This window comes from Paenibacillus rubinfantis, assembly GCF_001486505.1.
GTDB lineage: Bacteria > Bacillota > Bacilli > Paenibacillales > Paenibacillaceae > Fontibacillus > Fontibacillus rubinfantis.
In genome coordinates this window covers 327523-352583 of record NZ_LN909066.1, presented here as the reverse complement: position 1 = coordinate 352583, position 25061 = coordinate 327523, and the positions used below count along the sequence as shown (strand labels likewise).

The window sequence follows — 25061 nt, the reverse complement described above, 5'->3', positions numbered from 1 at the left end:
AGAAAAAGCTTGCGGGAAACGGTCATGGCTGCGGCGCTACAAACCGGTAACCAAACCCGTATACTGTTTGGATGTATAAGGGATGGGCCGGATCATCCTCGATTTTCTTGCGGATGCGACTGATATGGGCGTCCGCCGTTCGCTCATCGTTGGCGAAGTCATCTTCCATCGCGGCCAGCAACTGCAGCCGGCTGTAAACGATACCTGGCCTTGCAGCCAGCGTCAGCAGCAGCTTAAATTCCGTTGGCGTCAGGGCGATCTCCGTGTCCCGCTTCCAAACGCGGCATTGCGCTTCGGAAATCGTCAGTTCCCCGCGTTTCAGCAGTTGCTCCGTCCCTGTGTTTCCCTCGATCCGCCGCAGTACGGAACGAATGCGGGCAGCCAGCTCACGCAAGGAAAACGGCTTGGTCATGTAGTCGTCGGCCCCCACCTCCAATCCGATCAGCTTGTCGGTTTCCTCCACCCGTGCCGTCACCATAATAATACCAACCGTCCCCGTTTTTCGCAGTTCCCGACAAACCTCGATACCGCTCATTTCCGGCAGCATCCAATCAAGTACAACTAAAGAGGGTTTATGCAAGGCGGCTTTGTGCAGCGCCTCACGTCCTGTAGCGGCCGTGATGGTTTGAAATCCTTCCTGCTGCAAAAAAGGCTCCATAAATTCAATGACCTGACGCTCATCGTCGACAAGCAGCAAGGTATGCGGCATTGGTGTTCGTCCTCCCAGGCTTGTTTTTTCTCATTATATCCGCTTTCTCCCCGCTTTCCATCTCATCCGGGAAATTTCACGGAAACCGTAAAGGATCGTCATAAGTTCACAACATTTGATCGTTAAGATGGGATCGTACCTACAAGAAGGAGGAAGACAACATGGCCGGAATCGGCTTGAAACATAAAAAATCAACACTTGGGATCGCGGCTTTCTGCGCACTGCTGCTCTTAACCTCATGCGGATATGATGAGCTTCGTTATCCGGAGGAAGTGGATATGAGCCAAATGCATCATGGGGCTGAACATGGCGACGCGTCTCATCCTATCGCCGGCGAATCCACCGCTGCGATATCCTGTACCGAGCTGAAGGAGGTTAAACCCGCCGTTGGGGAGCAGGTGAGAAGCTTTGATTTGACCGCGGCAAACACCGTTCTAAATCTGGACAACGGGAAAAAGACAGAGGCCTGGACGTTTAACGGGACTTCGCCTGGCCCGGAGCTCCGGGTCAAGGAAGGGGAACGGGTGAAGGTTACCTTAACCAATCGGGATATCGACGAAGGGGTCACGATTCATTGGCACGGGGTGATTCTACCTTGCTCCCAGGACGGAGTGGCCGGGGTCACTCAGGACGCCATTGGCCCGGGCGAGCATTTTACTTATGAATTTATCGCAAGGCATCCGGGGACCTACTGGTACCATTCCCATCAACAAAGCTCGGTTCAAGCAGGGAAAGGGCTGATCGGCCGCTTGATCGTTGAACCCAAGCAGTCGGATTTCACCTACGATCGCGATTACGCAGTTACGTTGCAATTGCTGAACGAAAAGCTGAAGCTGACCAACGGGCACACCGACGGACTGCAGCTCGATGCAGCCCCTGGAGAGAGCATTAGGCTGCGACTGATTAATGCATATAGTGAGGTGCAGTGGATCGGCGTGGCCGGTGCGGACTTCCGGGTGATCTCGATCGACGGGCAGGACTTAAACGGTCCGGGAAAACTCCGGGGGCAGTGGATTCCGATCGGCGGAGGGCAGCGATACGACGTGCTGATTACGATGCCTTCAAGCGGGCAGGTCAAGGTCTACAGCAAAGAACACAAAGCTTGGAACATCCGGTTAGGGAAGGGGCCGACCCCAAATCCGCTGAGCAAGGACGCGCCGCAATTTGACTTTACGGATTATGGAACCCCGCTCGAGGATGGGATTACCGCCGACATGAAGTTTGATCGGGTCTACGATCTGAAGCTCGGAATCCTCGACATCAATGGGAAGAAGTTTCACGAAATTCCCCCGCTCCTTGTGAAGGAAGGGGAGTGGATCAAAATCCGGTTTAAGCATACCTTTGGCGGCCCGCATCCGATGCATCTGCACGGACATCTTTTTAAGATCTTAACGAAGAACGGCAAGCCGTTGACGGGCAGCCCCATCTATGCGGACAGCGTTCTGTTGTTCAGCGGGGAGGAATACGAGGTCGCCTTCCAGGCGGATAATCCCGGCCTCTGGATGGAGCACTGCCACAACCTGGGGCATGCGGCCAACGGCATGACGATGATGGTGAACTACGAGGGGTTGACCACGCCGTACCGCGTGGGAACCAAATCCGGCAATCTCCCAGACTGAACGAAATATTCAACATGATAAATGCTTAGGAGGAAGTTACAATGAAAAAAGTACTTTGGTTTATCGCTGCCTTGATTGGTGGTTTGATTGGCGGATTAGTCCTCAGCGAAATTATAGCGATTTCCGCGGTCACATTCTTGAGAGGGGACCTCTCGTGGCTGAGAGGCCTCAAGTATTTGCCGCTTGTGACCGCGGCGTTGGCCGGTGCCTGCGTGCTTAAGCGGACGCCGCACCGAAACAACCGATAAGCAATATTAAGCCTCGCTGTAATATTCGCTCAGGAACTGCTGGAAGCGCCGCGCGGCTTCGGATAAATATCGGCGCTCCAGCCAAGCAACGGAGAAGACGCGCCGGCACTCCGGGCTTTCGATCCGCAGCATCGGATAGGAAGGACGCTCTACCTCACAGACGATGCGGGGGCGTATGCCCGCGGCCAGGCAAAACGTTTCATTGATTTTGCGAAACGGATGGCCCGCTTTATATTCGATAAAAGGTTCGTCCGCCACGTCCGCGAGGCGGACGCTTTCTTTTACCTCCAAGTAGTGGCCGGGAGGAACGACGAGGAATACCTCGGCGTCCAGGACTGCTAGCTCGCGTACCCCCGGATGCTCAAGCGAGGAAGCGGTGAAACAGAGATCCACCTCGCCTGTCTCGAACAGCGGTACCCCCAGATCCTCCTCAAGCCGGGCTATCGTCTTGCTGAGCGCCGGCTGGGCGATGGACTTCATTTGATAAATACTGAATGTCAAGCTGCTATTTATGGGGGCATTTCCAGGTTCCGGAGGGATCGGAGTCGGGAGGTGCCCGCTTTTTGTTCAATGTTCAGAAATTGTTCAGAAACAGAAAGTACAATAGGCCAATGGGCCTCCCCGTTTTATACTATAATTCTTTTTTAACCTATTCATTACATTGGTTGACTTGCAGGAAAAAAGGAGCGTTTCGTTCATGAAACACCATAGCTGCAAACCCGCTACGCTGATCTTCGGAATCATCATGAGTCTTCTTGTCGTATTCACCCCCGGGTGCAATCTGCTTGGAAGAACCACAGGCGCGGCGGAGAACGGAGAACAAGCTAATCCAAAGCCGGTGATCGAGCGATATACCGGGGAGAAAAGCTTGGAATTTCCGTATGTGTATACCGCTCAGAAAGAGCTTTCGCTCACCTTTAATGGAATGGGAGATCGGGAGACGATGGTTCAGCTGCTGGACGAGCTGGATGCGAACGAGATTCAAGCGACGTTCTTTTTGCCCGGGATGAGGGTAGCAGAGGAGCCGGATATCGCAGTTGAGATCCTGGCCCGAGGTCATGAGATTGAGAACAATACGTTAAATCAACTGGATCTGAAAAATCTGGAATATGAGCAAATCTATAAGGAAATCGCACTTAGCAACGAGGTGATTGAGAAACAGACTGGGGTAAAGCCGAAGTACGTTCGTACGAAGTCCGGCGATTATCCGGAGGAGGTCCCGCTGGTAGCCGCACAGCTGGGCATGAAGGGTGTGGTGAGCTACAACATTAATCCCCGCGACCGCGACATGCAAGGAGCCCAAGCGATTGGCGATTACGTGAAACGGTATATCCATCGGGGCGGAATCATCTCGCTGAATACGGATATCAACCCTGAGATCATTCCGTCCATCCGGTATATTGCCCAAGCGGCGGATGAGATCGGTTACCGTCTCGTCACGCTGGACGAGCTGGTCGAGCATGGCGGTGTCCGAAAGCCGCTGGAGCAAATTCCGGGTTATGATGCGGCTGAGCTCAATCCGAATTATCTCAATGCCAAATACCGCTTGATCTATCAAGTGAATACGCAGCAAAAACATGTTGCGTTGACCTTTGACGACTGGGGGAGCGACAAAACCGTCACCCGCATTCTCGACATCTTGGCGGAGCATCAGGTTTCGGCCACCTTTTTCCTGCGGGCCAAAGGCGTCGAAACGAATCCCAATCTGGCTCGGGCCATGGTCGAAGGCGGTCATGATGTAGCCAACCATTCTTATAGCCATCCTGTCGTGACCTCGTTAACTCCGGCGGAGCTGCAGGAAGACTTAGTGAAGGCCCATCAGGTCATTACCGAGGCGATTCAACAGCAGCCAGTGATGTTGTTCCGTCCGCCAACCGGGGTTGTCGACGACGAACGGGCGAAAGCCATCGCCGCTGCAGGTTATCCCGATATCGCCCTTTACGATGTAACCACGCTGGATTGGGATTCCTCGAACAGCGCCAACGATATTGTGAACGGTGTGATGAAGCAGGCGCAGCCGGGAAGCGTCATTCTATTGCATATGCTGGACGATATTCATACGATCGAAGCGCTGCCCCGCGTGATTCAAGGCTTGAAGGATAAGGGGTATACCTTTGTGAAAATGGCGGATTTGATTCAAGAGCACAAATTCTAAGACATCGGAGAAAAACTAACATGGAACGATTATTTGAGAACATCAAATCTCGCCAGACAGCCATCGCTGTCATCGGATTAGGATACGTTGGGCTGCCGATTGCGGTCGCGTTTGCCCAAAGAACCAAAGTCATCGGCTTTGACGTAAACGTCCGCAAGGTTGAAGGCTATCTACGCGGCAAGGACGCCACCGGCGATCTCGGAGACGAAACGATCGCGAACTGCGGGGTTGAGTTTACCTCGGACCCGGAGCGGCTAAGTGAGGCAGACTGCTTTATTGTGACCGTTCCAACTCCGGTAAGCAGCGGGAATGTACCTGATTTGCAATTTGTCCGCAACGCCAGCAAGCTTGTGGGAAGCGTCATGCGACGGGGAGCGGTTGTCATTTACGAATCCACGGTGTACCCCGGGGTCACCGACGAAGTTTGTGTGCCGTTGCTGGAATCGGAATCGGGCTTGGTTTGCGGACCGGATTTCAAGGTGGGTTATTCGCCGGAACGCATTAATCCGGGGGATAAGCAGCATCGGCTGGAGAATATCGTTAAGATCGTTTCGGGAAATGACCGGGAAGCCGTGGAATTCGTGGCTAAGCTGTATGAGCTGATCGTACATGCCGGGGTACACCGAGCGGAAAGCATCAAGGTCGCGGAGGCGGCCAAGGTCATTGAAAACGCCCAACGGGATATCAATATCGCATTTATGAACGAGCTGTCGATGCTGTTTCATGAGATGGACATCGATACCAACGCCGTGCTGCAGGCGGCCGGGACGAAGTGGAATTTCCTGCCGTTCCGGCCAGGTTTGGTCGGCGGGCACTGCATCGGGATTGATCCGTATTATCTGACTTATAAGGCAGAGGATGCCGGGTATCATTCGAAGATTATTTTGGCCGGACGTCATATCAATGATGGGATGGGAAAATACGTTGCTCAAAACATCATCAAGCGAATGGTTCGTCTGCAGGTGGACTTGAAGCACTCGCGGGTTGGTGTGCTTGGTTTATCCTTCAAAGAGGATTGCCGGGACATCCGCAACTCGAAGGTGATTGACATCATCCGGGAACTGGAGGACTACGGGATCACTCCGCTGGTGGCTGATCCGTTCGTTGACCCTCAGGAGGCTTATGAGGAGTATGGGATCGAGCTGTGCGAGATGGACGCCATGCGGGAGTTGGACGTGATGGTGCTTGCCGTGCCGCACCGCGATTTCGCCGGGCTTCACCTCCATGAAGTGGAGGCCATGTTCCGGAAGGACCAGGCCAAGCTTCTGTTCGACGTGAAGGGCGTTTATCCGAGAAGCCGGTTCGAGAATAACGGCTTCCATTACTGGAGCTTGTAAAGGAAAGGATAGGGGAGCAACCGTGTTTAGAGGGAAGCCCAAACCAAAGGAAGAGATCATGGCGCTGCCGCGCGAGGATCGACGAACGCTCACCTATGTGCCGGATCCCGAGCATCTGCGCGTCTCGGCGGACCGGAGAGGCCGCCGCAAGGCGCTGCCCCGGCGGTTGTCCGGTATGAGCCTGCAGCAGCTAGGCCTCCGATATGTAGCGAATTTTCCGGTTACAATCCTAGCAGACGGACGCCGGAAGAAGTCGGGGATCGTTGGTCAAGCCGAGGACGTTTCCTACACGGGAGTGCTTGTCGAGCTGCCGGAGGCAGCGCGTCTGACGGAACAAGACCAAGTGAAGCTTCGTTTCAAGCTGCCTCCAGGTACGATGCCGGAAGGGTTCGAGGGAAAAGTGAAGTTGAAGGCGACGGTAGTTCGCACCTTCGAGACCCCCGGCGAAGGCGGCGGGACGCGGCGTATGGCTGCCTTCGAATTCGACGAACCGTTAACCTCGTATCTCCAGCGGAAACGCTGGGGGTTCTCAGTGTACTCAGCCAGCGCGACGCTGCTGGCGGCGGTCCTCTTTATCGTTCTGCTGCGCGCCGAAAGCGTCATTTATTTTAAATATAACCTGGTATTATACCTATACAGCTTGATTGCGGCGGCCTTCCTGATTACGCGTTACTTCTTTGGTGCGTTATACCGGGATGTACCGATCAATCCGGACTATACGCCGGGCGTGTCGATTATCATTCCCTGTTTTAACGAAGCGGATTGGATTCAGCGGACGGTCATTAGCTGCATGAATCAGGATTATCCGCTGGACAAGCTGGAGGTGATCGTCGTTGACGACCGTTCGACGGATGCGTCCGCGGCACGAATACAGAGCGTAGTGGAGCTGGTTCACGGTGAAGCCGAGCGGTTCTCCACCCGCGAACGGTTGAAATATGCCGTGCTTGAGGAGAACGGAGGCAAGCGGGTCGCTTTGGTGAAAGGCGTGGAGATGGCCAAGCACGATTTGGTCGTGTTTGTGGACTCGGACAGCTTCCTGGCTCCTACCGCAATTCGCCACTTAGTCCAACCCTTTCAGGATCCGAAGATGGGCGGGGTCGCCGGACGCACGGATGTGGAGAACAAGTATACGAATACCGTGACCAAGTTGCAAACCGTCCGATATTATATCGCTTTTCGGATTATGAAAGCAGCCGAATCCTGGTTCGATAGCGTGACTTGCTTATCCGGTCCGTTGTCCTGCTACCGCAAGGAACTGATTCTGAAACATGCCGCTGCTTGGCTGAACCAGAAGTTCCTTGGTCAACCGGCGACCTTTGGCGATGACCGGAGCATGACCAATTTTATTCTAAAGACGCATCGCACCGCCTATCAGGACTCGGCGATCTGCTCCACGATCGTCCCTTCGCGGATGAACGTTTTCTTGAAGCAGCAGATGCGGTGGAAACGGTCCTGGCTGCGCGAATCGCTGCGGGCGGCGGGGTTCATTTGGCGGAAAGAGCCATTTATGGCGTTGTTCTTCTACATTGGGCTTATCGTTCCGATCGCCGCCCCGATTGTTGTGCTGTACAATCTCGTTTACGTCCCGGCCGTATACGGCATTTTCCCGGGGACGTTCTTGACGGGATTGCTGATGATGGCGATGCTGATGAGCTTGGCCCATCTGTTGTTTCGCAAAAGCCGATTGTGGGTGTTTGGTTTTGTTTTTTGCTTGTTCTACGAATTCGTTCTCTTGTGGCAAATGCCTGTGGCCTGGGTCACGTTCTGGAAGTCCACCTGGGGGACGAGGGAAACGCCGCAGGATGTTGAAGCTAAACGTAAGAAGGAAGCCCGCAGGAAGCAGAAGACCAAGGGGACGGATGTCCCTTTTTGAGTAAGCATTTGTTAAAGCATCGATGGGTTTGGAGTGAGGATGGTAGCCATGGGATATCGAAAACGGAAACGAAGCAGAAGCACCGCCTTAAACGTCCGTCGCAAGAACCGCCGAAAACGCCTCCGGGTGATCCTCCAGGCTGCGATATTAATCTGCTTGGGCACCATGCTCTATTACGCGGTTTTTGACGTTCATCAATATGTGGAACCGGATAAATCGGGGTGGAGCCAGCAAGAGGGGTTTATCGCCTTGTCTTATTTCGGGGTCGGACGGACCGGTACGGCCAAGCTGATGGCCCAAAGTCAGCTGGACGAGCAGTTAAAAGCCCTGCATGACCAAGGTTACCAGACGGTCTCCCAGCAAGACCTGATCGATTTCTACAGCAAAGGCGCGCCGCTGCCGGATAAAGCGCTGTTTTTGGCTTTTGAGGATGGACGTAATGATTCAAGCTTGTTTGCCGAACCGCTGCTGAGGAAATACAATTTCAGGGCTACATTCCTGTCCTATGCGGACAAAATGGGGAAGAGCGAACGCAAATTCGTCCAGCCGAAGGATATGCTGAAGATGGAGAAAACCGGATTTTGGGAGATGGGAACAAACGGTTATCGGCTCACCTATATCAATATTTTCGATAAGGACGGACGGTTTGTGGGGATGAAGGACGAGAAGGAACTGACCGACAAGGCGAACGTCGCGTATTACAACCATTATCTGATGGATTTTCTTCGGGACGAGAACATGATTCCGGTTGAGAACCGCACGCAGATGGAAGCGCGAATTGATCAAGACTATACCTTCATGCAAGAGGTTTATTCGAGCAAGCTGGGGTACGTTCCTTCCGTATATATGATCATGCATGCCAATGCGCTTGGCCAAGGGATGAACCCGCTGGTGACAGCCGCCAATTCTTCTAACATCGAGCGGATGTTTAAGCTGCATTTTAACCGGGAGGGTACCTCTTACAATGACCAAGACCAGGAAGTGACCGATTTGACCCGGGTGCAACCGGAGCCCTCTTGGTCAACCAATCATTTGCTGATGAAAATCCGCAAGGACACCGGAGAATCGGTGAAATTTGTCCGTGGGGACGAAGCATTGGCAGATGCATGGGATCCAACCGGAGGAGCCGCGGAGTTTGCCGACAACCGGATTCTGTTGACTTCGCCTCCAGAAGGCATCGGCAAGCTTGTTCAGAAGGAAGAGGTCAAGGATGTAAAGGTAACTGTAACCGCTGCTGGCAATGTTGTCGGCAAGCAAATGATTTACCTTCGTTACGACCGTGAGCACGAAAGTTATGTCCGATTGACGATGGAGAACAACGCGGTAAAGATTGAGCAGAAGGAGTCCGGCCGCATGCCGGAGCTCCTGTACCAGCAGGAGTTGTCCCCCGTTTCGTGGAAAGAGGAGGACCTGGCTCTGAACCGGGCCTCGGTCTATACGCAGGAGCAAACGGCAGCTGGAGCTTCGAAAGAGACGGAGATTCCGGACAATATCCAAGATGCTCGGCACATCGAGGTGATGCTGCGGGGAAATGAACTCTTGCTGACGGTAGACGGCGAGATGTTGCTGGATCGGCAACCGATTGCCGATTCCATCGGCTCCGGGAAGATCACCTTGGCATCGCAAGCCAGCGATCCGCAGAAGAAGGACGGGATCTATGACGCTGTATTTGAGAACGTGGAGATCGTTTCGCTGGATTCGTCACATGGAAGCGAAGTCGTGTTGTTCAGTAACCGGCTCTCCGGCTGGGAGGGGCTTGTAAAGCGGGCGAAGCTTACGTTTGACGGCGCGGTAAATTGGGTGATGGATCACTTCTAAGCTTGGCAGAATAAATCACAAAAATCCATATATAATATCACTTTATTCTCGTTACTCCTCCTGGATAAGATAGTAGAATGGAAGAAGATTCGTACTAAAAAAGTCAGATTAGAACATTCCGGGAGGATCGCCAAATGCCTATCTTTTTTGATGAAGCGAAAGGCCTTTTCCATTTGCATTCCCGCAATACAAGTTACTTGATTCAATTGGTTCACGGGTATCCCGCCCATGCTTATTTTGGGGCCAAGCTGCGTCATGGCAGCAACCTGGATCACCTGCTGACCTTCCAAGAACGCGCCTCGTTCAGTCCGAACCCGATCCCGGAGGATAAGTCGATCTCGCTCGATACGCTCCCGCAGGAGTACCCGCAATACGGGACAAGCGACTTCCGCAGCCCGGCTTATCAAGTGCGGCTCTCCAACGGAACCCGGTCAACCGAGCTGACATACCGTTCCCATCGGATCGTACCAGGTAAACCGACCCTTGAGGGGTTGCCTGCCGTATATGTGGAGCAGGACCAAGAAGCGGAAACACTGGAGCTGGAACTGGAGGATCGCATTTCCGGTCTCACCGTTGTGTTAAGCTACACGGTGTTTGCCGATTTTGACGCCATCGCCCGGTCGGCCCGGTTCAGCAACGGAAGCCTTGAGCCGATTCAACTGGAGCGGGCGCTTAGCGCCTCGGTCGACTTCCCGGATGCTTCTTATGACGCGTTGTATCTGTCCGGCGCCTGGGCACGTGAGCGCCATGTCCAGCGCAGACGGCTGGCTCCGGGCGTGACTGGGATCAGCAGCCGCCGCGGCTCAAGCTCCCACCAGCAAAATCCATTCCTGGCACTGCTGCGGCCGGAAGCGACGGAGCAGCAAGGCGAAGTTTACGGCTTCAGCCTGGTCTATAGCGGTAACTTCACGGCCGAAGCCGAGGTCGAGCAATTTGGGACCACCCGGGTCTCGATCGGGATCAATCCGTTTGATTTTACTTGGAAGCTGGCGCCCGGCGAGCGCTTCCAAACGCCGGAGGCGGTGCTTGTGTATTCCGCCGAAGGGCTGGGGGGGATGTCGCGTACCTATCATCGGTTGTATCGGACGCGTTTATGCCGCGGGCAATTCCGCGATCAAGAGCGGCCGATTCTCGTCAACAACTGGGAAGCGACGTATTTCGATTTCAACGCCGACAAAATCGAGGCGATTGCTCAAGCGGGAAGCGAGCTGGGCATTGAGCTGTTCGTACTCGATGACGGTTGGTTTGGCCGGCGTGACCGCGATAACAACTCGCTGGGCGACTGGTTCGAGGACCGCCGCAAGCTGCCTGACGGGTTGGCGGATTTGGCTCGCCGCGTCAAGGATACCGGGCTGCAGTTTGGCCTTTGGTTCGAGCCGGAAATGGTCTCCCCAGACAGCGATTTGTACCGGGCCCATCCCGACTGGTGCCTGCACGTCCCGGGACGGCGTCGCACGGAAGCCCGCGATCAACTCGTCCTGGATATGTCGCGCAGCGATGTGCGCCAGTACCTATACGAGCGTCTAAGCGACATTTTCTCTACGGTGCCGATCACGTATGTCAAATGGGACATGAACCGGAACATGACGGAAATCGGTTCGGCAGCCCGCTCAGCGGAAGGGCAGGGAGAAGTTGCTCACCGTTACATGCTGGGGCTATATGAGCTCCTGGAGCGTCTGACGAGCGAGTTCCCGCATATCTTGTTCGAGAGCTGCTCCGGCGGCGGCGGTCGGTTTGATCCGGGCATGCTGTATTACATGCCGCAGACGTGGACCAGCGATGATACGGATGGAGCGGAGCGGTTGAAAATTCAATACGGGACCAGTATCGTGTATCCGGTGTCAACGATGGGCGCACATGTCTCCGCGGTGCCGAATCACCAAGTGGAGCGGACGACCCCGCTGACATTCCGAGGGGACGTAGCCATGTCCGGGAATTTTGGTTACGAATTGGATCTCACCCAGTTTACGGACGAGGAGAAGGAAACAGCCAAAGGCCAGATCGCGTTGTATAAAGACATTCGCGGCTTGGTTCAGCAAGGCGATTTGTATCGTCTGCAAAGCCCGTTCGAAGGGAACGAGACGGCGTGGATGTTCGTCAGCGCGGATCGGAATGAAGCGCTGCTGTTTTACTTCCGCGTTCTCGCGGAACCCAACGGTCCACTGCGCAGCGTCAAGCTGCAAGGGCTTGATCCGGCCAAGGACTATGAAGTGGCTGGCAGCGGGGAAGTGTATGGCGGCGACCGCTTGATGAGCGCCGGCTTGTCCATGGCTTCGGTCCGCGGCGACTTCAGCAGCAAGATGGTCCGACTGAAAGCGAAACGTTAAATACAGAAGACCTGAAGGGGGGGATCCTCCTTCAGGTCTTTTTGGGTCTATGGTTGTCTTGCCTTAAGCTTCTTTCGCGGCATCACGGCAGCCGGGGAACATCCCGGTGGAGATGGCGATGCGGTTCCAGCAGTTAATGACGTTGATGGCGAAGATCAAGTCGATCGTTTCTTTCTCGCTGAAAAACCCGCGCACCAACCCTGTTTGCTGCACATCTATTCTAAGGGCGAGGGGCTCTACTAATTTTGTCGGGATTGCCGATCATGTAGAAACGCTGGATTCGTCCTTGTGTATCCCCCTCGAAAATAAACACGTGAGCGACCCGTCCCTCGCGATAATGGACCAGTCCGAGTTCTCCGTTGATTACAGTGGGTGCCCACTCGCCAGCCAGGGAACCCTTGGCTTGGATCCCCTGCCAGAAAGCCATAATCCGTTCCCGGGAAACAATCGGGTTGATCGCTGCCCTAACTTTCCCGCCACCATCGGAAATCAAGACGGCATCCTCCCGAATGATCTCCAGAAGAGGGCCAAAATCTCCGGTTTTTGCGGCTTTTAAGAATTCGCGGGTCCACTTGGCCACCTTCTTCTCATCCGCAGGAGCTACTTCAGGCTCCGCCTTAACCTTCTGCCGGGCCCGGCTCAGTAATTTGCGGCAGGCCACTTCACTTTTTCCCAAGATGTCGGCAATTTCCTCGTATTCCATAGCAAACGATTCCCTTAGAACAAAGACGGTTCTCTCATCGGGGGTGAGTCGTTCCAGTAAGACCATAAACGCATAAGAGACCTGCTCCTCCCGCAGCAAACGATCGAGTTGTGTTTCCGGAGGCGGCTCAAAGACCGGTTCGGGTAACCACGGACCGGTGTACGTTTCGCGGGACAACCGAGGGGACTTCAGGGCGGTCAGGCTACGGTTCACAACGGCGCGCATCAAGTAGGATTTCGGCTGGCGAATCGGGTCTGCCTGCACGTTCTGCTGCAGCTCAGCAAACACGTCCTGCACAATATCCTCAGCTTCCGACCAGGAACCGGTTAGCCGGTAGGAGAGGGCGGTCATCGAATGACGGTAATCTTGATAAAACTGGGTTAAGCGGGCCGATGTCGGCATGATTGCCAACCCTCCTTTTCAATAACGATTCTTTATCTATTATCTCGAAAAAATGAGAAAAGCCCAGCCCCATTTCTAAGCGGAGGGCTGGGCTTTGGCGCAGATCGACTAGAACTTGAAGATATGTATCGTCTTTTGCAGCTGGAACACCGCATTTTTCATCGCTTCGGCCTCTTCGGCCATCGCCCGGATCGAAGTGATTTGCTCGTTCATGGATGCCGAGACTTGTTCGGTGCCTGCTGCGGATTCCTCGGTGATGGCGGAAATGTTCTGGATCGCCGAAGAGATATTTTGTGCGCTTTCCAGCATCGCTTCGCTCTCCCTGGAGAATGCCGCGATTTCGCCGCTGATGTACTGCACGCTTTGGACGATCTCCTGGAAGATCTGCTCCGCCTCGCGAATCATTTCGCTTTGCTGACGGACGACCTCTTCATTGATTTTGATGTTTTGCCCCGCCTGCTTCACGTCCAGTTCGATGCTGCGGACCAGGTTAAATACCTCTTTGGTCGAGGCGGTCGATTCTTCGGCCAGCTTGCGAACCTCATGGGCAACCACGGCAAAGCCGGCGCCATGCTCGCCTGCTCTGGCTGCCTCGATGGAGGCGTTCAGCGACAGCAGGTTGGTCTGCTCGGCAATCTCCGAGATCGTGGCGGTAATTTTGGTGATGCCTTGCGCATTTTTGGCCAAAGCCTCGATGGAATCGGCGACTTTCTCGGTGGCTTCGATATTTTTGCGCATGCCGTTCGCTTGCCGGGAGACGGATTCACGTCCGCGTTCCACGAGCTGAATCATTTCGTCGGAACGTTGATTCATCTCACGGGTGGCGTCCGTGTAATTGCTTACCTTTTGCTCGATTTCACCAATCGCGTCTTTCATGCCGCTGACATCTTCAGAAATCGCATTGGCCCCAAGTGCCAGCTCGTTGGAGGAGTGGGTGACTTGGGTCATGACTTCAATCAACTCTTGGTTTCGGTCGGAAATGCTTCGGCTGGAATCCATCACCTTGCGGGTGATATCGGAAGTCTCTTGCAGGATCTTGCGCAGCTTGTCCACCATGCTGTTGAAGGAACGGCTGAGGTCATCCATGCCTCCCGACTCCATAATTCGACTGGTAAAGTCGCCTTTGGCGATTTTTGCGGAAGCGCTGGTGATATCATCGAATGAACCCGTAAGCGCTTTCTGAAGATAACGCGAAAGCGGAAAGGTAAGCGCTGCCAACACAGCGATCAGCAAGATTCCGATGATGAGATGTCCCAGCAGGATGAAGGCGAGCAGTGAAGGGACGGCAAAGAGCGCAGCCACAAGGTAACACGCGGCGGAGATCTTTCCGGTTAAGGGAAGTCGGTTGAACCATGTCATGGGAATCATGTCCTCCTTAAGGAATAGGTGAATTCTACCATAATTATAGCACCCTGTGCGTCGCGGGTATAGGACGAAATATTCCGAGAAATCCTAACCGAAAGTTGAAAAATTTCTGATCTTGCCGAACCTTGGCGGTTGCCAATTTCTTATTGACAACCAACTGGAACCCTTGTTAAATATAGTAATGAATATATTTCGTATACGAAATATTAAAGAGTGAAACAAAAAGGATGAGAGCCGCTTGGATCAGAAACAACGCATGCATGAGATCGTGGAGTCCTTCCGCGAGGTGAAGCGGGCATTTTACCAACTGTTATCAAAACAAGCCGAGCCCTTCGGCATTACCGGCATCCAGTTTATGGCTTTAAAAAGGATTCAGAACAACCCGCATATCGGGGTGACGGAGCTTGCCGATCAAATGCGGATGGGGAACAGCACGGTCAGCGGCGTGATCGATCGCCTGGTCAAAGCGGGACTGGTGGTGCGCGAGCGGTTGGACAGCGACCGAAGGTCCGTTATCTTGCAGATCACGGACAAAGGAATGGAGATTTATCAGCAGACTGACCTCGAGTATACCCGGACGATTTCGATTGTACTGGAGGCAGCGGAGAAGGATATCGACCATATGCTGCAAACGCATCATAAAATTATCGCGTCTTTAGAGAAAGTGAGAGAAGAAACCTATGGATCATGAAACTGCTGTACCGGCCATCCCACTCAAAAGGTGGCCGATCGTCATGGCGCTCTTAATCGGAGCGTTTGTGTCGATCTTGAACCAAACCTTGATGAATGTCGCCCTGCCGCAAATGATGGATGATTTGGGCGTTGGCGCGACAACGATCCAATGGCTGTCGACCGGATTTATGCTGGTGAACGGTGTCCTGATTCCGATCAGCGCCTTTTTGATGGAGCGGTTCACCACGCGAATGCTGTTTATTTCGGCGATGGTGTTGTTTTCGGCGGGGACTTTTATTTGCGGAATTGGCTCCAGCTTCGAACTGGTGCTCCTCGGGCGGCTGGTTCAGGCGGCAGGCGCTGGCGTGCTGATGCCGCTGATGACAGTTGTCTTCCTGACGATCTTTCCGATCGAGAAGCGCGGCCAAGCAATGGGGATGATGGGGATCGCCATGATCTTCGCCCCTGCGGTCGGCCCGACGCTTTCCGGCTGGATCATTGAGCATCACCCTTGGAATGTGTTGTTTTGGATCATTTTGCCGTTTGCGGTGCTTTCTATTTTTCTCGGCGTGATCTTTATGAAAAATGTAACCCAGGTTGGCCGGCCGAAGCTGGACGTTCTGTCGATCGTCTTGTCGACGCTGGGGTTCGGCGGCGTCCTGTACGGCTTCAGTGAAGCCGGCAGCACCAGTTGGGGGGAGACGGAGGTTATCGTCAGCTTGGTTGTTGGTGTTGTCGCTTTAGGCTTGTTCCTGTGGCGTCAATTGAGGTCGAAAAAACCGATGCTGGAGTTCCGCGTCTTTCGGTACGACATGTTCTCGCTGACTACGATCATCAATGTGGTGGTGACGATGGCGATGTACGCGGCGATGATTCTGCTGCCGATTTACCTGCAGAAAATTCGCGGCTTCTCCCCGCTGGAGTCCGGGCTGCTGTTAATGCCGGGGGCGATTCTAATGGGGATCATGTCGCCGATTACCGGGATGATCTTCGACCGGATCGGCGCTCGCTGGCTGGCGGTGATCGGCTTAGCCATCACAGCGGTGACGACTTGGGAATTCAGCAATCTGACCGACAGCACGACGTATTCGCATCTCATTTTGATGTATACCGCGCGGATGTTTGGGATGTCCATGTTGATGATGCCGATTCAGACCGCCGGCCTCAATCAGTTGCCAGCAAGGCTGAATGCCCATGGTACCGCAATGTCCAATACGCTGCGCACGATCGCTGGCGCGCTGGGTACCGCACTTCTCGTTACGATCATGTCCACGCGAGCGAAGGATAAAGCCACGGAGATGATCCTCGCGGCCGGAATCAATCCGAAGGATCCGGCTAACGCTCAGCAAGTGGCTTTGCTCACCCGGGATGCGACGATCAACGGGATCGACTTTGCCTTCGTTGTGGCGACGGGGATTACGCTGGTAGCCTTCGTCTTAGCTTTCTTTATCCGCAAAGTTCAGGTGAATAAGGAAGGTCAGGACTCGGGCAAAGAGGAGAACGGGAGGAAGCCGGCAAAGGCTTAAAGTCCCTTTGTAAATCGAAAAAGGTACAACCGCTCAAATCGTTCTGAGCAGTTGTACCTTTTTTGCTGTGTTTATGGGTTACCCAAGCACAACCTCAACTTGGTGTACGCCGCCGTCGCCAAACGGGGCGATGACGTTGCCTTGGATCGGCTGGCCGTCGACGGTGATACGGGCCACGCCTTTCTCCACATGGTTCGGGTTGCTTACCTTGATCACATAAGTGTCGCCGCGGAAGACGCGGGTGATCTCGTAGCCGTCCCAAGCGGCCGGAATACAAGGTTCCACCTTAAGGCCGTTAAAGTCGGCTTGGATGCCGAGGATCGCTTGTGTGATTGCCACATAGTTCCAAGCGGCCGTCCCGGTGAGCCAGGAGTTCTTCGCTTCGCCGTGACGCACCGCGTCTTTCCCGGCGATCATTTGCGAGTAGACATACGGCTCCATCCGGTGGATTTCGCTGATGTCCTCGAGGTAAGCAGGTGCAATCTTGGCATACACTTCAAACGCCCGATCGCCATGGCCCAAGACGGTTTCAGCGATCATGATCCACGGGTTGTTGTGGCAGAAGATCCCGGCGTTCTCTTTGTACCCAGGCGGGTAACTGGAGATTTCGCCCAGGTTCAAATAATATTTCGAATACGGCGGCTGTTGCAGCACGATACCGTATTTCGTATCCAGACGCTCCTCAACAGAAGTGAGCGCTTTAGCGGCCAAGCCTTCCTCGACGCCGATACCGGCCATGACGCACATGCCTTGCGGCTCGATGAAGATTTGTCCTTCGGCGTTTTCCTTGCTGCCGATTTTCTCGCCGTAGTGATCGTAGGCGCGCAGAAACCAGTCGCCGTCAAAGCCGTGCTCCAGCGTCGTTTTGCGCATTTTCTCCGTCCAGTTGAGCGCGTCCTTCGCTTCCGTGTCTAGCCCGCGCAGGCGGCAGATTTCTGCGAAATCTGGACCCACAAAGACGAACAGGCCGGCGATGAATACGGATTCGGCCACACGGCCTTCGATATTGGCGGTCGTTTGGAACGATTCGCCCGGCTCCTTGGAGAAGCAATTCAGGTTAAGGCAGTCGTTCCAGTCGGCCCGGCCGATCAGCGGCAAGCCATGCGGTCCGAGGTTATGCACGACATGATAGAAGGAGCGTTTTAAGTGTTCAAACAGCGTTGCCGTGTTGTCCGGATTGCTGTCGAACGGCACTTGCTCGTCGAGGATGCTGAGATCGCCGGTCTCTTTGATGTAAGCTGCCGTACCCGACACCAGCCACAACGGGTCATCGTTAAAGCCGCTGCCTACTTCATTGTTGCCTTTTTTCGTGAGCGGTTGGTATTGGTGATACGCGCTGCCATCCTCGAATTGCGTAGCGGCGATATCGAGGATCCGCTCTCTGGCGCGCTCTGGGATTTGATGCACGAAACCAAGCAAGTCTTGGTTGGAATCGCGGAAGCCCATGCCGCGGCCAATGCCGGATTCAAAATAGGAAGCCGAACGCGACATGTTGAACGTCACCATACATTGATACGGGTTCCAAATGTTAACCATGCGGTTCAGCTTGTCGTCACCGCTTTGGATTTGGTATTTGGACAGCAAGCCATCCCAGTAGGCAGCCAAATCCGCTAAGGCACGATCCACGTCGGCGTCCGTAGCGAATTTCGCGATCATTTCGAGTGCAGGTTTCTTGTTGATCACACTTGGCGCTTCCCATTTGTCTTCTTCCGGCAGTTCAACATAACCCAGGACGAAGATCAGACTTTGTTCTTCTCCCGGCGCCAGCTTCAGCGTCACTTCGTGCGAACCGATCGGCGACCAGCCGCTGGCTACGGAGTTGGAGGCTCTGCCGGCTACGACGACCTGCGGCTCGTGCAAGCCATTGTACAAGCCCACAAACGATTCGCGATCCGTGTCAAAGCCATCGATATCCCGGTTGACGGAATAGAAAGCGTAGTGATTCCGGCGCTCGCGGTATTCCGTTTTGTGGTAGATAACCGAATCCAACACTTCCACCTCACCGGTGCTCAGGTTACGCTGGAAGTTAGTCATGTCATCCTGGGCGTTCCACAGGCAGAACTCCGCAAAAGAGAAGAGGGAGACTTTTTTCGTCTGGTTGCTTGTATTTTTGACCGTCAGACGATGCACTTCGCCATTGTAGCCAAGCGGAATAAACGCCAATTGCGTCACCGAAATCCCGCCGCGTTCCCCGGTAATTGATGTATAGCCCAATCCATGACGGCATTCGTAGAAATCCAGCTCGCGCTTCACCGGCATCCAGCCTGGTGTCCAGAAATCACCGTTGTCATGGTCGCGGAGGTAATAGTAACGTCCGCCGGTATCGAGCGGAATGTTGTTGTAGCGGTACCGGGTCAACCGGCGCAAGCGGGCATCCCGATAGAAGGTGTAACCGCCGGCTGTGTTGGAGATAAGTCCGAAGAATTGCTCGTTGCCGAGGTAGTTAATCCAAGGGTAAGGGGTTTGCGGCGTATGAATCACATACTCTTTACGCTGATCATCAAATGCTCCGAATTTCATGAATAGGAACTCTCCCTTCGTTTGTGAACGCGCGTTTATTTTTCTGAAAAAAGATTCCCCCCAGCCGATCGGAGATCGAATAGAGGAGGAGGGTGCATCAAGTACACCGGACTATCCTATCGGGGGCTGACACGAATCCCGAATCACCAAACGGGTTGGGAAGCTAACCGTGCTGAATGTGGGCTGCTCCGCTTCGCAAAGCTCAATCACTTTTAATACGGCAGCCTTGGCCATTTCATCCACGGGGAGCCGAACGGTCGTGAGCTTCGGCGTGAGGCGAGAGGCCAGCTCGCCATCGTCAAAGCCGATGACGGACAGCTGCTCCGGCACGCTGATTCCATGTTCGGCAAACGCTTCCATCGCGGCGAAAGCCATCGCGTCGTTCGCGCAGAACAACGCCGTCGGCAACGTTCCTTGCTCGATCAACCTGAGGGTTTCGCGGTAGGCGCTCTCCTTCAGGAACTCGCCTTCAAGGATAAAAGCTTCGGGCAGCGGCAATCCGTGCTTCTTCAGCGTGTGTTCATAAGCTAAGTATCGCTCACGCCCCGAATACGTATTCATGCTTCCTTTCAGGATGCCGATGTCCCGGTGCCCCAAGTCGATCAAATAGTCGATCGCCTGGACCGTACCCTCGTAGTCATTGGAGTTGATAACGGCCAGATGGTTCTTGTTCAGCCGCTCTGCCATAATCTCTGCGATGTCGTAATCGACCAGCACCAGCGGCGCTTCCTGATCCACCATTTCCCGAACGAGCTCGATGTCTTTCTGCGTGCCGACCAGAATCCCGCCGTCGATTCGCTTCTGCAAGAAGGCTTGCTTGACCTTCTGAAAATCCCCCGGCGAATAGACGGTATGAATCAGCACATAAAATCCGCGGGCATTCGCCGTATCGACGACCATGTCAACGATCGGGGCAAAGTAGCTGTTCTGATAGATGCGGCTGGTGTCTTCCTTCTCGGTCATGCTGATGGCGAACAGGCCGATCGTATCCGTTCTTTTGCCTGCCAGCGCCCGGGCAAAGCTGTTCGGTTCATAATGGTGCTGCTCGATGACGCGAAGCACCTTGGCCCGCGTCGCTTCTGGAACGTTCGGATAGTTGTTGATTACCCGTGAAACGGTGCTGCGGGACACCCCGGCCAGTTTAGCAATGTCTTCGCTGCGCATAAGGTTCGTCCCCACTTTCGTAAACGCGCGTTTATAGGGTTATTTTATAGCATCCCTCGAAATTAATCAATTGCGAAAATCGCATGTAAAAAAGGCGGCTATTCCGCCGCCTTTGGGAGATTCTCCAGATAGTGCTTAATCAGCTCGATCGCCTTGTCCTCGTTCTTCGTATCGCCGCGCAGAGAGATGATCATCTCATTAAAGCCAAGCGGCAGATCCTTAACGAGGGTGCTGTCGGTGACGTTAATTCCGTACACATGCTCGGTATTATCTTCGTCCGATACATCCTTAACGATGTTGTCCTCTGTCAGCAGCCCCTTCAGTTCGCCGTTCGCTACGTCGTCGAGGTTGAAAAAAGCGCCGCCATTGGACAGCCACTCGAAGGTAGGGGCATCGGTAATATAAATATCCGGAACGGTTGAGGCGATCACGGCCATCGCCTTTTGCTGATAAGCGATATCCGCGGTGCTCAGCCCGGCTTCCCCTTGCGGTGGCAAATACACGTTTTCGATTTCCACCCGCTTAAAACCGGGGATCTGCGCCGCCATGGCTTGCTCCAGGGCATCGACGCCGCCGTTCTGATCGTCGGTCATAAAATTGCCTGCCAGGATGATCGACAAATCCACAGGGGGCAGGGCGGCCAGCCGTTTTTGCTCCTCGCGGTGGTCCAGATAGGCGTTCGTACCGAAAATAATGGCGACTACAGCAATAAGTCCGATAATGACATGCGTTCGGTAGAGCCGGAAAAAATCGTCAACCTTCTCAGCGGTACCGGCGAATTTCCCCCACTTCTCATAACGTTTGCGGCTTAACTCCTCGATTTTTCGCTGTTCATCCGCCTCTACGATCCGCTTGTAAGCCTGAATTTTTTGTTCGATTTCTTCGGCTTCGCCGGGGTCAAGGTGGCGGGAGCGCGATTTGCGCAGCAAGATGTCGAACACTCGCTCCAGTTCCTCGCGGGAAGCGTTTTCGGGTAGGTCCAGCAGTTGATAAGCCTGTTTTAAATTGTCGTTGTCCATCGTCTTTCTCCTCTGAATCCATCGGGTTTTAATGTATAAATATTATATGGAAAGTGATGCATACATTTATTATACTTTGTATTTGTAACGAAGGGAAATGGCCTTCCGGAATGAAAAAAAAGCCGGGTGAACCTTGCGGTTCCCCGGCCTTTGCTTCATGGAGCTTAGCTTGGATTAACGAACCCGGCGCATAGAGATGATCACGTCGCTCCAGTATCCGCTGTCAAGCGGGCTGATTTGGACCCCGGGGGAGCCCCAGGTGTGAATGAATTTGCCGTCCCCGATATAGATGCCGACATGGCCGGCGATATTGTCGGATTTAAACCGACCGGGGACGGTGAAGAAGATCAAGTCCCCGACTTGCAGCTCGCTACGCGAGACCGATACGCCTTCCTTGGCTTGATCGCGGGCCAGCCGAGGTAGATCTTGGCCAAACTTCTTAAAGACATGTCGAGTATAGGATGAACAATCGAACGTTTTGGATTGTTCATAGGGGGGGGCACCAAATTCATAGGGAACGCCCAAATATTGCTTGGCATAAGCGACCATCTCATCGCGATTTTCGGCAACGCCGAGAATTCCGTATCGGCTGGTTCCCGTCTGCGGCGGAACATTGCTGCCTGCCGGGGTAATACGGTCAAAGGCCAACGCTCCTGTACGGGAATCCAGCCGGGCCTTCGATTGGATGAGGGCGGATACGGAATCCATCGTCATATACACTTGACCGTTCTCCCGCACCGGAGCTTGCGGCAAGGAGATCGGACGTCCGAAGGAGACCGCATGCCGTTGGCTCGGCTGAACGGTAAACATCACATCACTAAAGCCGAGATTGGCGCGATCTTCCGTTTCTTGCACCCGCAAGCCAAGGCTATGCGCCACTTGCGTCAGCGGCACCCAGGTCGTGCCGCCAGCGTCGGTAACGGCTTCCGTTTTCACTGGCGAGTTATCGGCGGGAGGGACGGAATTTGAGCGGAGCCGGTCCTGTTGGCCGCATGCGGTGGTAAGCAGGATCGGCAAGGTCATACAAACAAGGAACATCCCAAACTTCAAGGATTTGCGCATAAGCTGAGCAGCACTCCATTTCCTTCAGATTAGCGAGTCACTTGAAGTATGTAAAAAAAGAGATCGAACTATTCGGGCAGGAGCTAAAGGAGTATCCACCATCATGAGGAGCAGCATTAACCTTAAAACGCATGTACAGCGCAAGCCGTCCCGGCAGCGCCGCAATCTGGCGATCGCCACTTGGGAAGGTGTGCCTTCCACGATCTTTCAAACGCTGCTTGGCGGTCAATTCCTGACCGGATTTCTGCTGTATCTCGGGGCGAATTCGGCGCAGATCGGCTTCGTGCTAGCCATCACGACCTTTGTGAATATCGCCCAGATTGCGGTCGCCTTCCTGATCCAACGATTAACCAGCCGAAAATGGGCGCTGGTGCTGTTTGTCGGAATGCACCGGATTCTTTGGGGAGCAACGGGTCTTGTTCCGTTTATTTTACCGCATCGTTATTGGGTGGCCGGGTTTATCGGATTCTATATCGTCGCCTTTATGTTTAATACAGTTGGCGCGATGCTGTGGAACTCGCTAATCAGCGATATTGTACCGGCCCGCGTGCGGGGCAGGTATTTCGGGATTCGGAATACGTTCCTTAATGCACTGAACACGCTGGTAATGTTTTTGGGCGGGATGGTGCTGGATCATTATCCGGCTGCGCAAGGGTTCTTTTACTTGTATATCGTGATTTGGATTTGTGCGATCGCCAACATCGTTGTGTTTATGTTCTATCCTGATGTGGCCTTCGAGCGTTCGGCCGAGAGCAAGTTTATGCCGATGCTGCGCAAGCCGCTCCGCGACGGAGCTTTTATGAAAGCCACCTTATTCCTGGCCGGCTTCCTCCTTCTGCAGAACCTGGTTGTTCCACTGTACTCGTATGTCATGCTGGAGCTGCTGCACATCAATTACCAAACCATTTCGCTGCTGAATGTGACCCAAACGGTGTTTATGATGGCGAGCTTTTATGTATGGGGGAATCTGAATGCGCGATACAGCAATCGCCGCCTGCTGTTCTGGACGCTGCCGATCATTGCGCTTGCCATTCTCTGCTGGGGCGGCTTATCCTTTTTGCCGATGTTGCCCGTGCTCTTCCTGGCCCACATGGTGTTTGGGGTGGGGGTCGGCGGCTTCAACCAGCTGGCCTTTAACTTTATGATCGGGGATACGCCCAAGCCGGAACGTCCGATGTATATGGCGATGTACTCCGCGATCACCGGCGTTGCCTCCTTCTTTGGCCCGCTGCTGGGCGGCCAAGTGCTGGAATGGATCGAAGCTCGGCCGATCTGGACTCAGGTGTTTGGCATGCAGCTCGTTGTTGGTACAGCGATGATCGCATTAGCTGCTAGCTTGGGGCGACGGATTTTGCGCGATCTGTAATTATTTGTGAAACTGGTGGAACCAGATGGTCCCTGTATGACGGACAGGGGTGACTTTTGGCAGCGCTTTAAGGTATATTACAAATTGAGCAGCAAAGCAATGAAGGGAGACTATCATCCATGGCACAAAGAACGGCTTATGAAGGCACCTATCAAGGTGAACAAGCAGTATGGCTTACATCCGGGCGCTATGAAGCGGTGATGCTGCCAGAAATCGGCGGGAATCTGATCGCTTTCCGCGATGTCGAAAGCGGTTACCGCTTCCTGCGCGAACCTGGGGAGAGCGAGATGGAGGCTTTTAAAAGTAACCCGGGAGTTCACGGCATTCCGGTGCTGTTCCCGCCAAACCGCTATGAAGACGGCCTATTCCCGTGGAAGGGCGAAGTTCTTCAATTCCCAGTGAATGAGGCGGCGACCCACAACCACCTGCACGGATTCTTACATACGACGGCTTGGGAGGTCGAGGATTTCGGCCAAACCCCTTTGGAGAGTTATGTGACCGTTAAGGTGTCGGTTGACGAGAACCATGAGGTGTATCGCTATCTGCCATTCAAATTTACCGTCCGGCTGAAGTACACCTTAAGCGATGACGGGTTAGCCCAGCAAGTATTCATCCGCAATGACGGCAATAAGGAGATGCCGTGCCTGCTGGCCTTCCATACAGCGGTGAACGCCCCGTTTGCGCCGCAAAGTACGGCAAAAGACTACCGGGTGAAGCTCACGATCGGACAACGTTGGCAAATGAGCGAGCGGATGCTCCCGACCGGAGCCTATCAACCGTTGACGGCGGAAGAGCTGGAGATGCAAGGGGAAGGCGTATACCCGTTCTTCGCTTCGATGGATAACCATTATACGGCCGTGCCGCAAAACGGCAGAAACCGAATGGAGCTCACCGATACGAAACTGGGCAAAACCCTTGTTTACGACGTGGGAACCTCCTATAAGCAATGGATGATTTGGAACAACGGAGCAACGGAGGGCTTCTTCTGCCCTGAGCCGCAAATCAATTTGGTGAACGCGCCGAAGTCAAACTTGCCGGCGGAAGAGATCGGGTTGTTCAGCCTGCTTCCCGGCGAGATTTGGGAGGAACGCTCCCGTCTGTACCTGAAATAAGAAGACCCACGAAAAAGCAGCCGACCGGCCGTCGATGACGACGCAGGTCAGGCTGCTTTTTCAT

19 protein-coding genes and 1 pseudogene are annotated in these 25061 nt (G+C 54.0%); 11 read left to right on the top strand and 9 right to left on the bottom strand.

Going from position 1 to position 25061, the window contains the following annotated elements; translation table 11 throughout:
* Positions 1-22: 22 nt before the first annotated feature.
* Positions 23-709, bottom strand: a complete 687-nt coding sequence (locus tag BN3277_RS19185; protein ID WP_059045503.1) for a response regulator transcription factor — start codon at positions 707-709, stop codon at positions 23-25.
* Between the two features lie 161 nt (positions 710-870).
* Between BN3277_RS19185 and BN3277_RS19180 the strand changes: the two genes are divergently transcribed.
* Together BN3277_RS19180 and BN3277_RS19175 are read left to right on the top strand one after the other, a co-directional pair.
* The gene (locus BN3277_RS19180) at positions 871-2328 is read left to right on the top strand and encodes a multicopper oxidase family protein (protein ID WP_059045502.1); all 1458 of its coding nucleotides are present in this window, start codon (positions 871-873) and stop codon (positions 2326-2328) included.
* Positions 2329-2369: 41 nt separating this feature from the next.
* Positions 2370-2576: a DUF5957 family protein gene (locus BN3277_RS19175; protein ID WP_059045501.1), complete on the top strand. Its 207-nt coding sequence runs from the start codon at positions 2370-2372 to the stop codon at positions 2574-2576.
* Positions 2577-2582: 6 nt separating this feature from the next.
* Here the strand turns inward: BN3277_RS19175 and BN3277_RS19170 are convergent, their stop codons facing one another.
* Complete coding sequence (locus tag BN3277_RS19170) at positions 2583-3077, bottom strand: LysR family transcriptional regulator (RefSeq protein WP_059045500.1); 495 nt, start codon at positions 3075-3077, stop codon at positions 2583-2585.
* A 196-nt stretch (positions 3078-3273) separates the two neighbouring features.
* Here BN3277_RS19170 and BN3277_RS19165 point away from each other — a divergent pair, with 196 nt between their 5' ends.
* The 5 genes from BN3277_RS19165 to BN3277_RS19145 all read left to right on the top strand — a co-directional run bounded on the left by BN3277_RS19165 (position 3274) and on the right by BN3277_RS19145 (position 12086).
* Positions 3274-4731 carry a polysaccharide deacetylase family protein gene (locus BN3277_RS19165; RefSeq protein ID WP_059045499.1) on the top strand — a complete coding sequence of 486 codons (1458 nt, stop codon included), beginning with the start codon at positions 3274-3276 and terminating at the stop codon, positions 4729-4731.
* Positions 4732-4751: 20 nt separating this feature from the next.
* A complete protein-coding gene (locus BN3277_RS19160) occupies positions 4752-6068 on the top strand; it encodes a nucleotide sugar dehydrogenase (RefSeq protein ID WP_059045498.1) in 1317 nt (438 codons plus the stop codon).
* Between the two features lie 58 nt (positions 6069-6126).
* On the top strand, positions 6127-7941 hold the full coding sequence (locus tag BN3277_RS19155) for a glycosyltransferase (RefSeq protein WP_059045497.1): 1815 nt from the start codon (positions 6127-6129) through the stop codon (positions 7939-7941).
* Positions 7942-7989: 48 nt separating this feature from the next.
* The gene (locus BN3277_RS19150) at positions 7990-9759 is read left to right on the top strand and encodes a polysaccharide deacetylase family protein (protein ID WP_059045496.1); all 1770 of its coding nucleotides are present in this window, start codon (positions 7990-7992) and stop codon (positions 9757-9759) included.
* A gap of 134 nt (positions 9760-9893) precedes the next feature.
* A complete protein-coding gene (locus BN3277_RS19145; RefSeq protein WP_059045494.1) occupies positions 9894-12086 on the top strand; it encodes an alpha-galactosidase in 2193 nt (730 codons plus the stop codon).
* 63 nt (positions 12087-12149) lie between these two features.
* Here the strand turns inward: BN3277_RS19145 and BN3277_RS25360 are convergent.
* From BN3277_RS25360 to BN3277_RS19135, 3 genes and pseudogenes are all read right to left on the bottom strand, one after another.
* Positions 12150-12281: pseudogene (locus BN3277_RS25360) on the bottom strand (carboxymuconolactone decarboxylase family protein); the annotation flags it as partial.
* A gap of 25 nt (positions 12282-12306) precedes the next feature.
* A complete protein-coding gene (gene sigJ, locus BN3277_RS19140) occupies positions 12307-13191 on the bottom strand; it encodes an RNA polymerase sigma factor SigJ (protein ID WP_059045492.1) in 885 nt (294 codons plus the stop codon).
* Positions 13192-13299: 108 nt separating this feature from the next.
* Positions 13300-14550 (bottom strand): methyl-accepting chemotaxis protein, encoded by a 1251-nt coding sequence (locus BN3277_RS19135; RefSeq protein WP_059045489.1) that lies wholly within the window; start codon positions 14548-14550, stop codon positions 13300-13302.
* Between the two features lie 244 nt (positions 14551-14794).
* On the opposite strand from BN3277_RS19135, the gene BN3277_RS19130 reads away from it, so the two are divergent.
* Together BN3277_RS19130 and BN3277_RS19125 are read left to right on the top strand one after the other, a co-directional pair.
* A complete protein-coding gene (locus tag BN3277_RS19130) occupies positions 14795-15247 on the top strand; it encodes a MarR family winged helix-turn-helix transcriptional regulator (protein ID WP_232436468.1) in 453 nt (150 codons plus the stop codon).
* Positions 15237-16754, top strand: coding sequence for a DHA2 family efflux MFS transporter permease subunit (locus tag BN3277_RS19125; protein WP_059045487.1), 1518 nt, complete (start codon positions 15237-15239; stop codon positions 16752-16754). Before BN3277_RS19130 ends, BN3277_RS19125 begins: the two co-directional genes overlap by 11 nt.
* A 78-nt stretch (positions 16755-16832) precedes the next feature.
* Here the strand turns inward: BN3277_RS19125 and BN3277_RS19120 are convergent, their stop codons facing one another.
* The 4 genes from BN3277_RS19120 to BN3277_RS19105 form a co-directional block, all read right to left on the bottom strand.
* Entirely contained in the window at positions 16833-19274 is a 2442-nt protein-coding gene (locus BN3277_RS19120; RefSeq protein WP_059045485.1) for a glycoside hydrolase family 94 protein, read from the bottom strand.
* A 111-nt stretch (positions 19275-19385) separates the two neighbouring features.
* Positions 19386-20438 (bottom strand): LacI family DNA-binding transcriptional regulator, encoded by a 1053-nt coding sequence (locus BN3277_RS19115; protein WP_059045482.1) that lies wholly within the window; start codon positions 20436-20438, stop codon positions 19386-19388.
* 98 nt (positions 20439-20536) lie between these two features.
* Entirely contained in the window at positions 20537-21457 is a 921-nt protein-coding gene (locus BN3277_RS19110; protein ID WP_059045480.1) for a type 2 periplasmic-binding domain-containing protein, read from the bottom strand.
* Between the two features lie 174 nt (positions 21458-21631).
* Complete coding sequence (locus BN3277_RS19105; protein ID WP_059045478.1) at positions 21632-22519, bottom strand: C40 family peptidase; 888 nt, start codon at positions 22517-22519, stop codon at positions 21632-21634.
* Positions 22520-22622: 103 nt separating this feature from the next.
* Between BN3277_RS19105 and BN3277_RS19100 the strand changes: the two genes are divergently transcribed.
* Complete coding sequence (locus BN3277_RS19100; RefSeq protein ID WP_059045476.1) at positions 22623-23885, top strand: MFS transporter; 1263 nt, start codon at positions 22623-22625, stop codon at positions 23883-23885.
* Positions 23886-24004: 119 nt separating this feature from the next.
* On the top strand, positions 24005-24997 hold the full coding sequence (locus tag BN3277_RS19095; protein WP_059045474.1) for an aldose 1-epimerase: 993 nt from the start codon (positions 24005-24007) through the stop codon (positions 24995-24997).
* Positions 24998-25061: the final 64 nt, after the last annotated feature.

Excerpts from the sequence above, each read along its gene's own strand:
- BN3277_RS19155 (WP_059045497.1), top strand. The coding sequence starts at position 6,127 with ATGGCGCTGCCGCGCGAGGATCGACGAACGCTCACCTATGTGCCGGAT.
- BN3277_RS19115 (WP_059045482.1), bottom strand. The coding sequence starts at position 20,438 with ATGCGCAGCGAAGACATTGCTAAACTGGCCGGGGTGTCCCGCAGCACC.
- BN3277_RS19145 (WP_059045494.1), top strand. The coding sequence starts at position 9,894 with ATGCCTATCTTTTTTGATGAAGCGAAAGGCCTTTTCCATTTGCATTCC.
- sigJ (WP_059045492.1), bottom strand. The coding sequence starts at position 13,191 with ATGCCGACATCGGCCCGCTTAACCCAGTTTTATCAAGATTACCGTCAT.
- BN3277_RS19185 (WP_059045503.1), bottom strand. The coding sequence starts at position 709 with ATGCCGCATACCTTGCTGCTTGTCGACGATGAGCGTCAGGTCATTGAA.
- BN3277_RS19100 (WP_059045476.1), top strand. The coding sequence starts at position 22,623 with ATGAGGAGCAGCATTAACCTTAAAACGCATGTACAGCGCAAGCCGTCC.
- BN3277_RS19135 (WP_059045489.1), bottom strand. The coding sequence starts at position 14,550 with ATGACATGGTTCAACCGACTTCCCTTAACCGGAAAGATCTCCGCCGCG.
- BN3277_RS19095 (WP_059045474.1), top strand. The coding sequence starts at position 24,005 with ATGGCACAAAGAACGGCTTATGAAGGCACCTATCAAGGTGAACAAGCA.
- BN3277_RS19160 (WP_059045498.1), top strand. The coding sequence starts at position 4,752 with ATGGAACGATTATTTGAGAACATCAAATCTCGCCAGACAGCCATCGCT.
- BN3277_RS19150 (WP_059045496.1), top strand. The coding sequence starts at position 7,990 with ATGGGATATCGAAAACGGAAACGAAGCAGAAGCACCGCCTTAAACGTC.
- BN3277_RS19110 (WP_059045480.1), bottom strand. The coding sequence starts at position 21,457 with ATGGACAACGACAATTTAAAACAGGCTTATCAACTGCTGGACCTACCC.
- BN3277_RS19180 (WP_059045502.1), top strand. The coding sequence starts at position 871 with ATGGCCGGAATCGGCTTGAAACATAAAAAATCAACACTTGGGATCGCG.
- BN3277_RS19105 (WP_059045478.1), bottom strand. The coding sequence starts at position 22,519 with ATGCGCAAATCCTTGAAGTTTGGGATGTTCCTTGTTTGTATGACCTTG.
- BN3277_RS19165 (WP_059045499.1), top strand. The coding sequence starts at position 3,274 with ATGAAACACCATAGCTGCAAACCCGCTACGCTGATCTTCGGAATCATC.
- BN3277_RS19125 (WP_059045487.1), top strand. The coding sequence starts at position 15,237 with ATGGATCATGAAACTGCTGTACCGGCCATCCCACTCAAAAGGTGGCCG.
- BN3277_RS19175 (WP_059045501.1), top strand. The coding sequence starts at position 2,370 with ATGAAAAAAGTACTTTGGTTTATCGCTGCCTTGATTGGTGGTTTGATT.
- BN3277_RS19120 (WP_059045485.1), bottom strand. The coding sequence starts at position 19,274 with ATGAAATTCGGAGCATTTGATGATCAGCGTAAAGAGTATGTGATTCAT.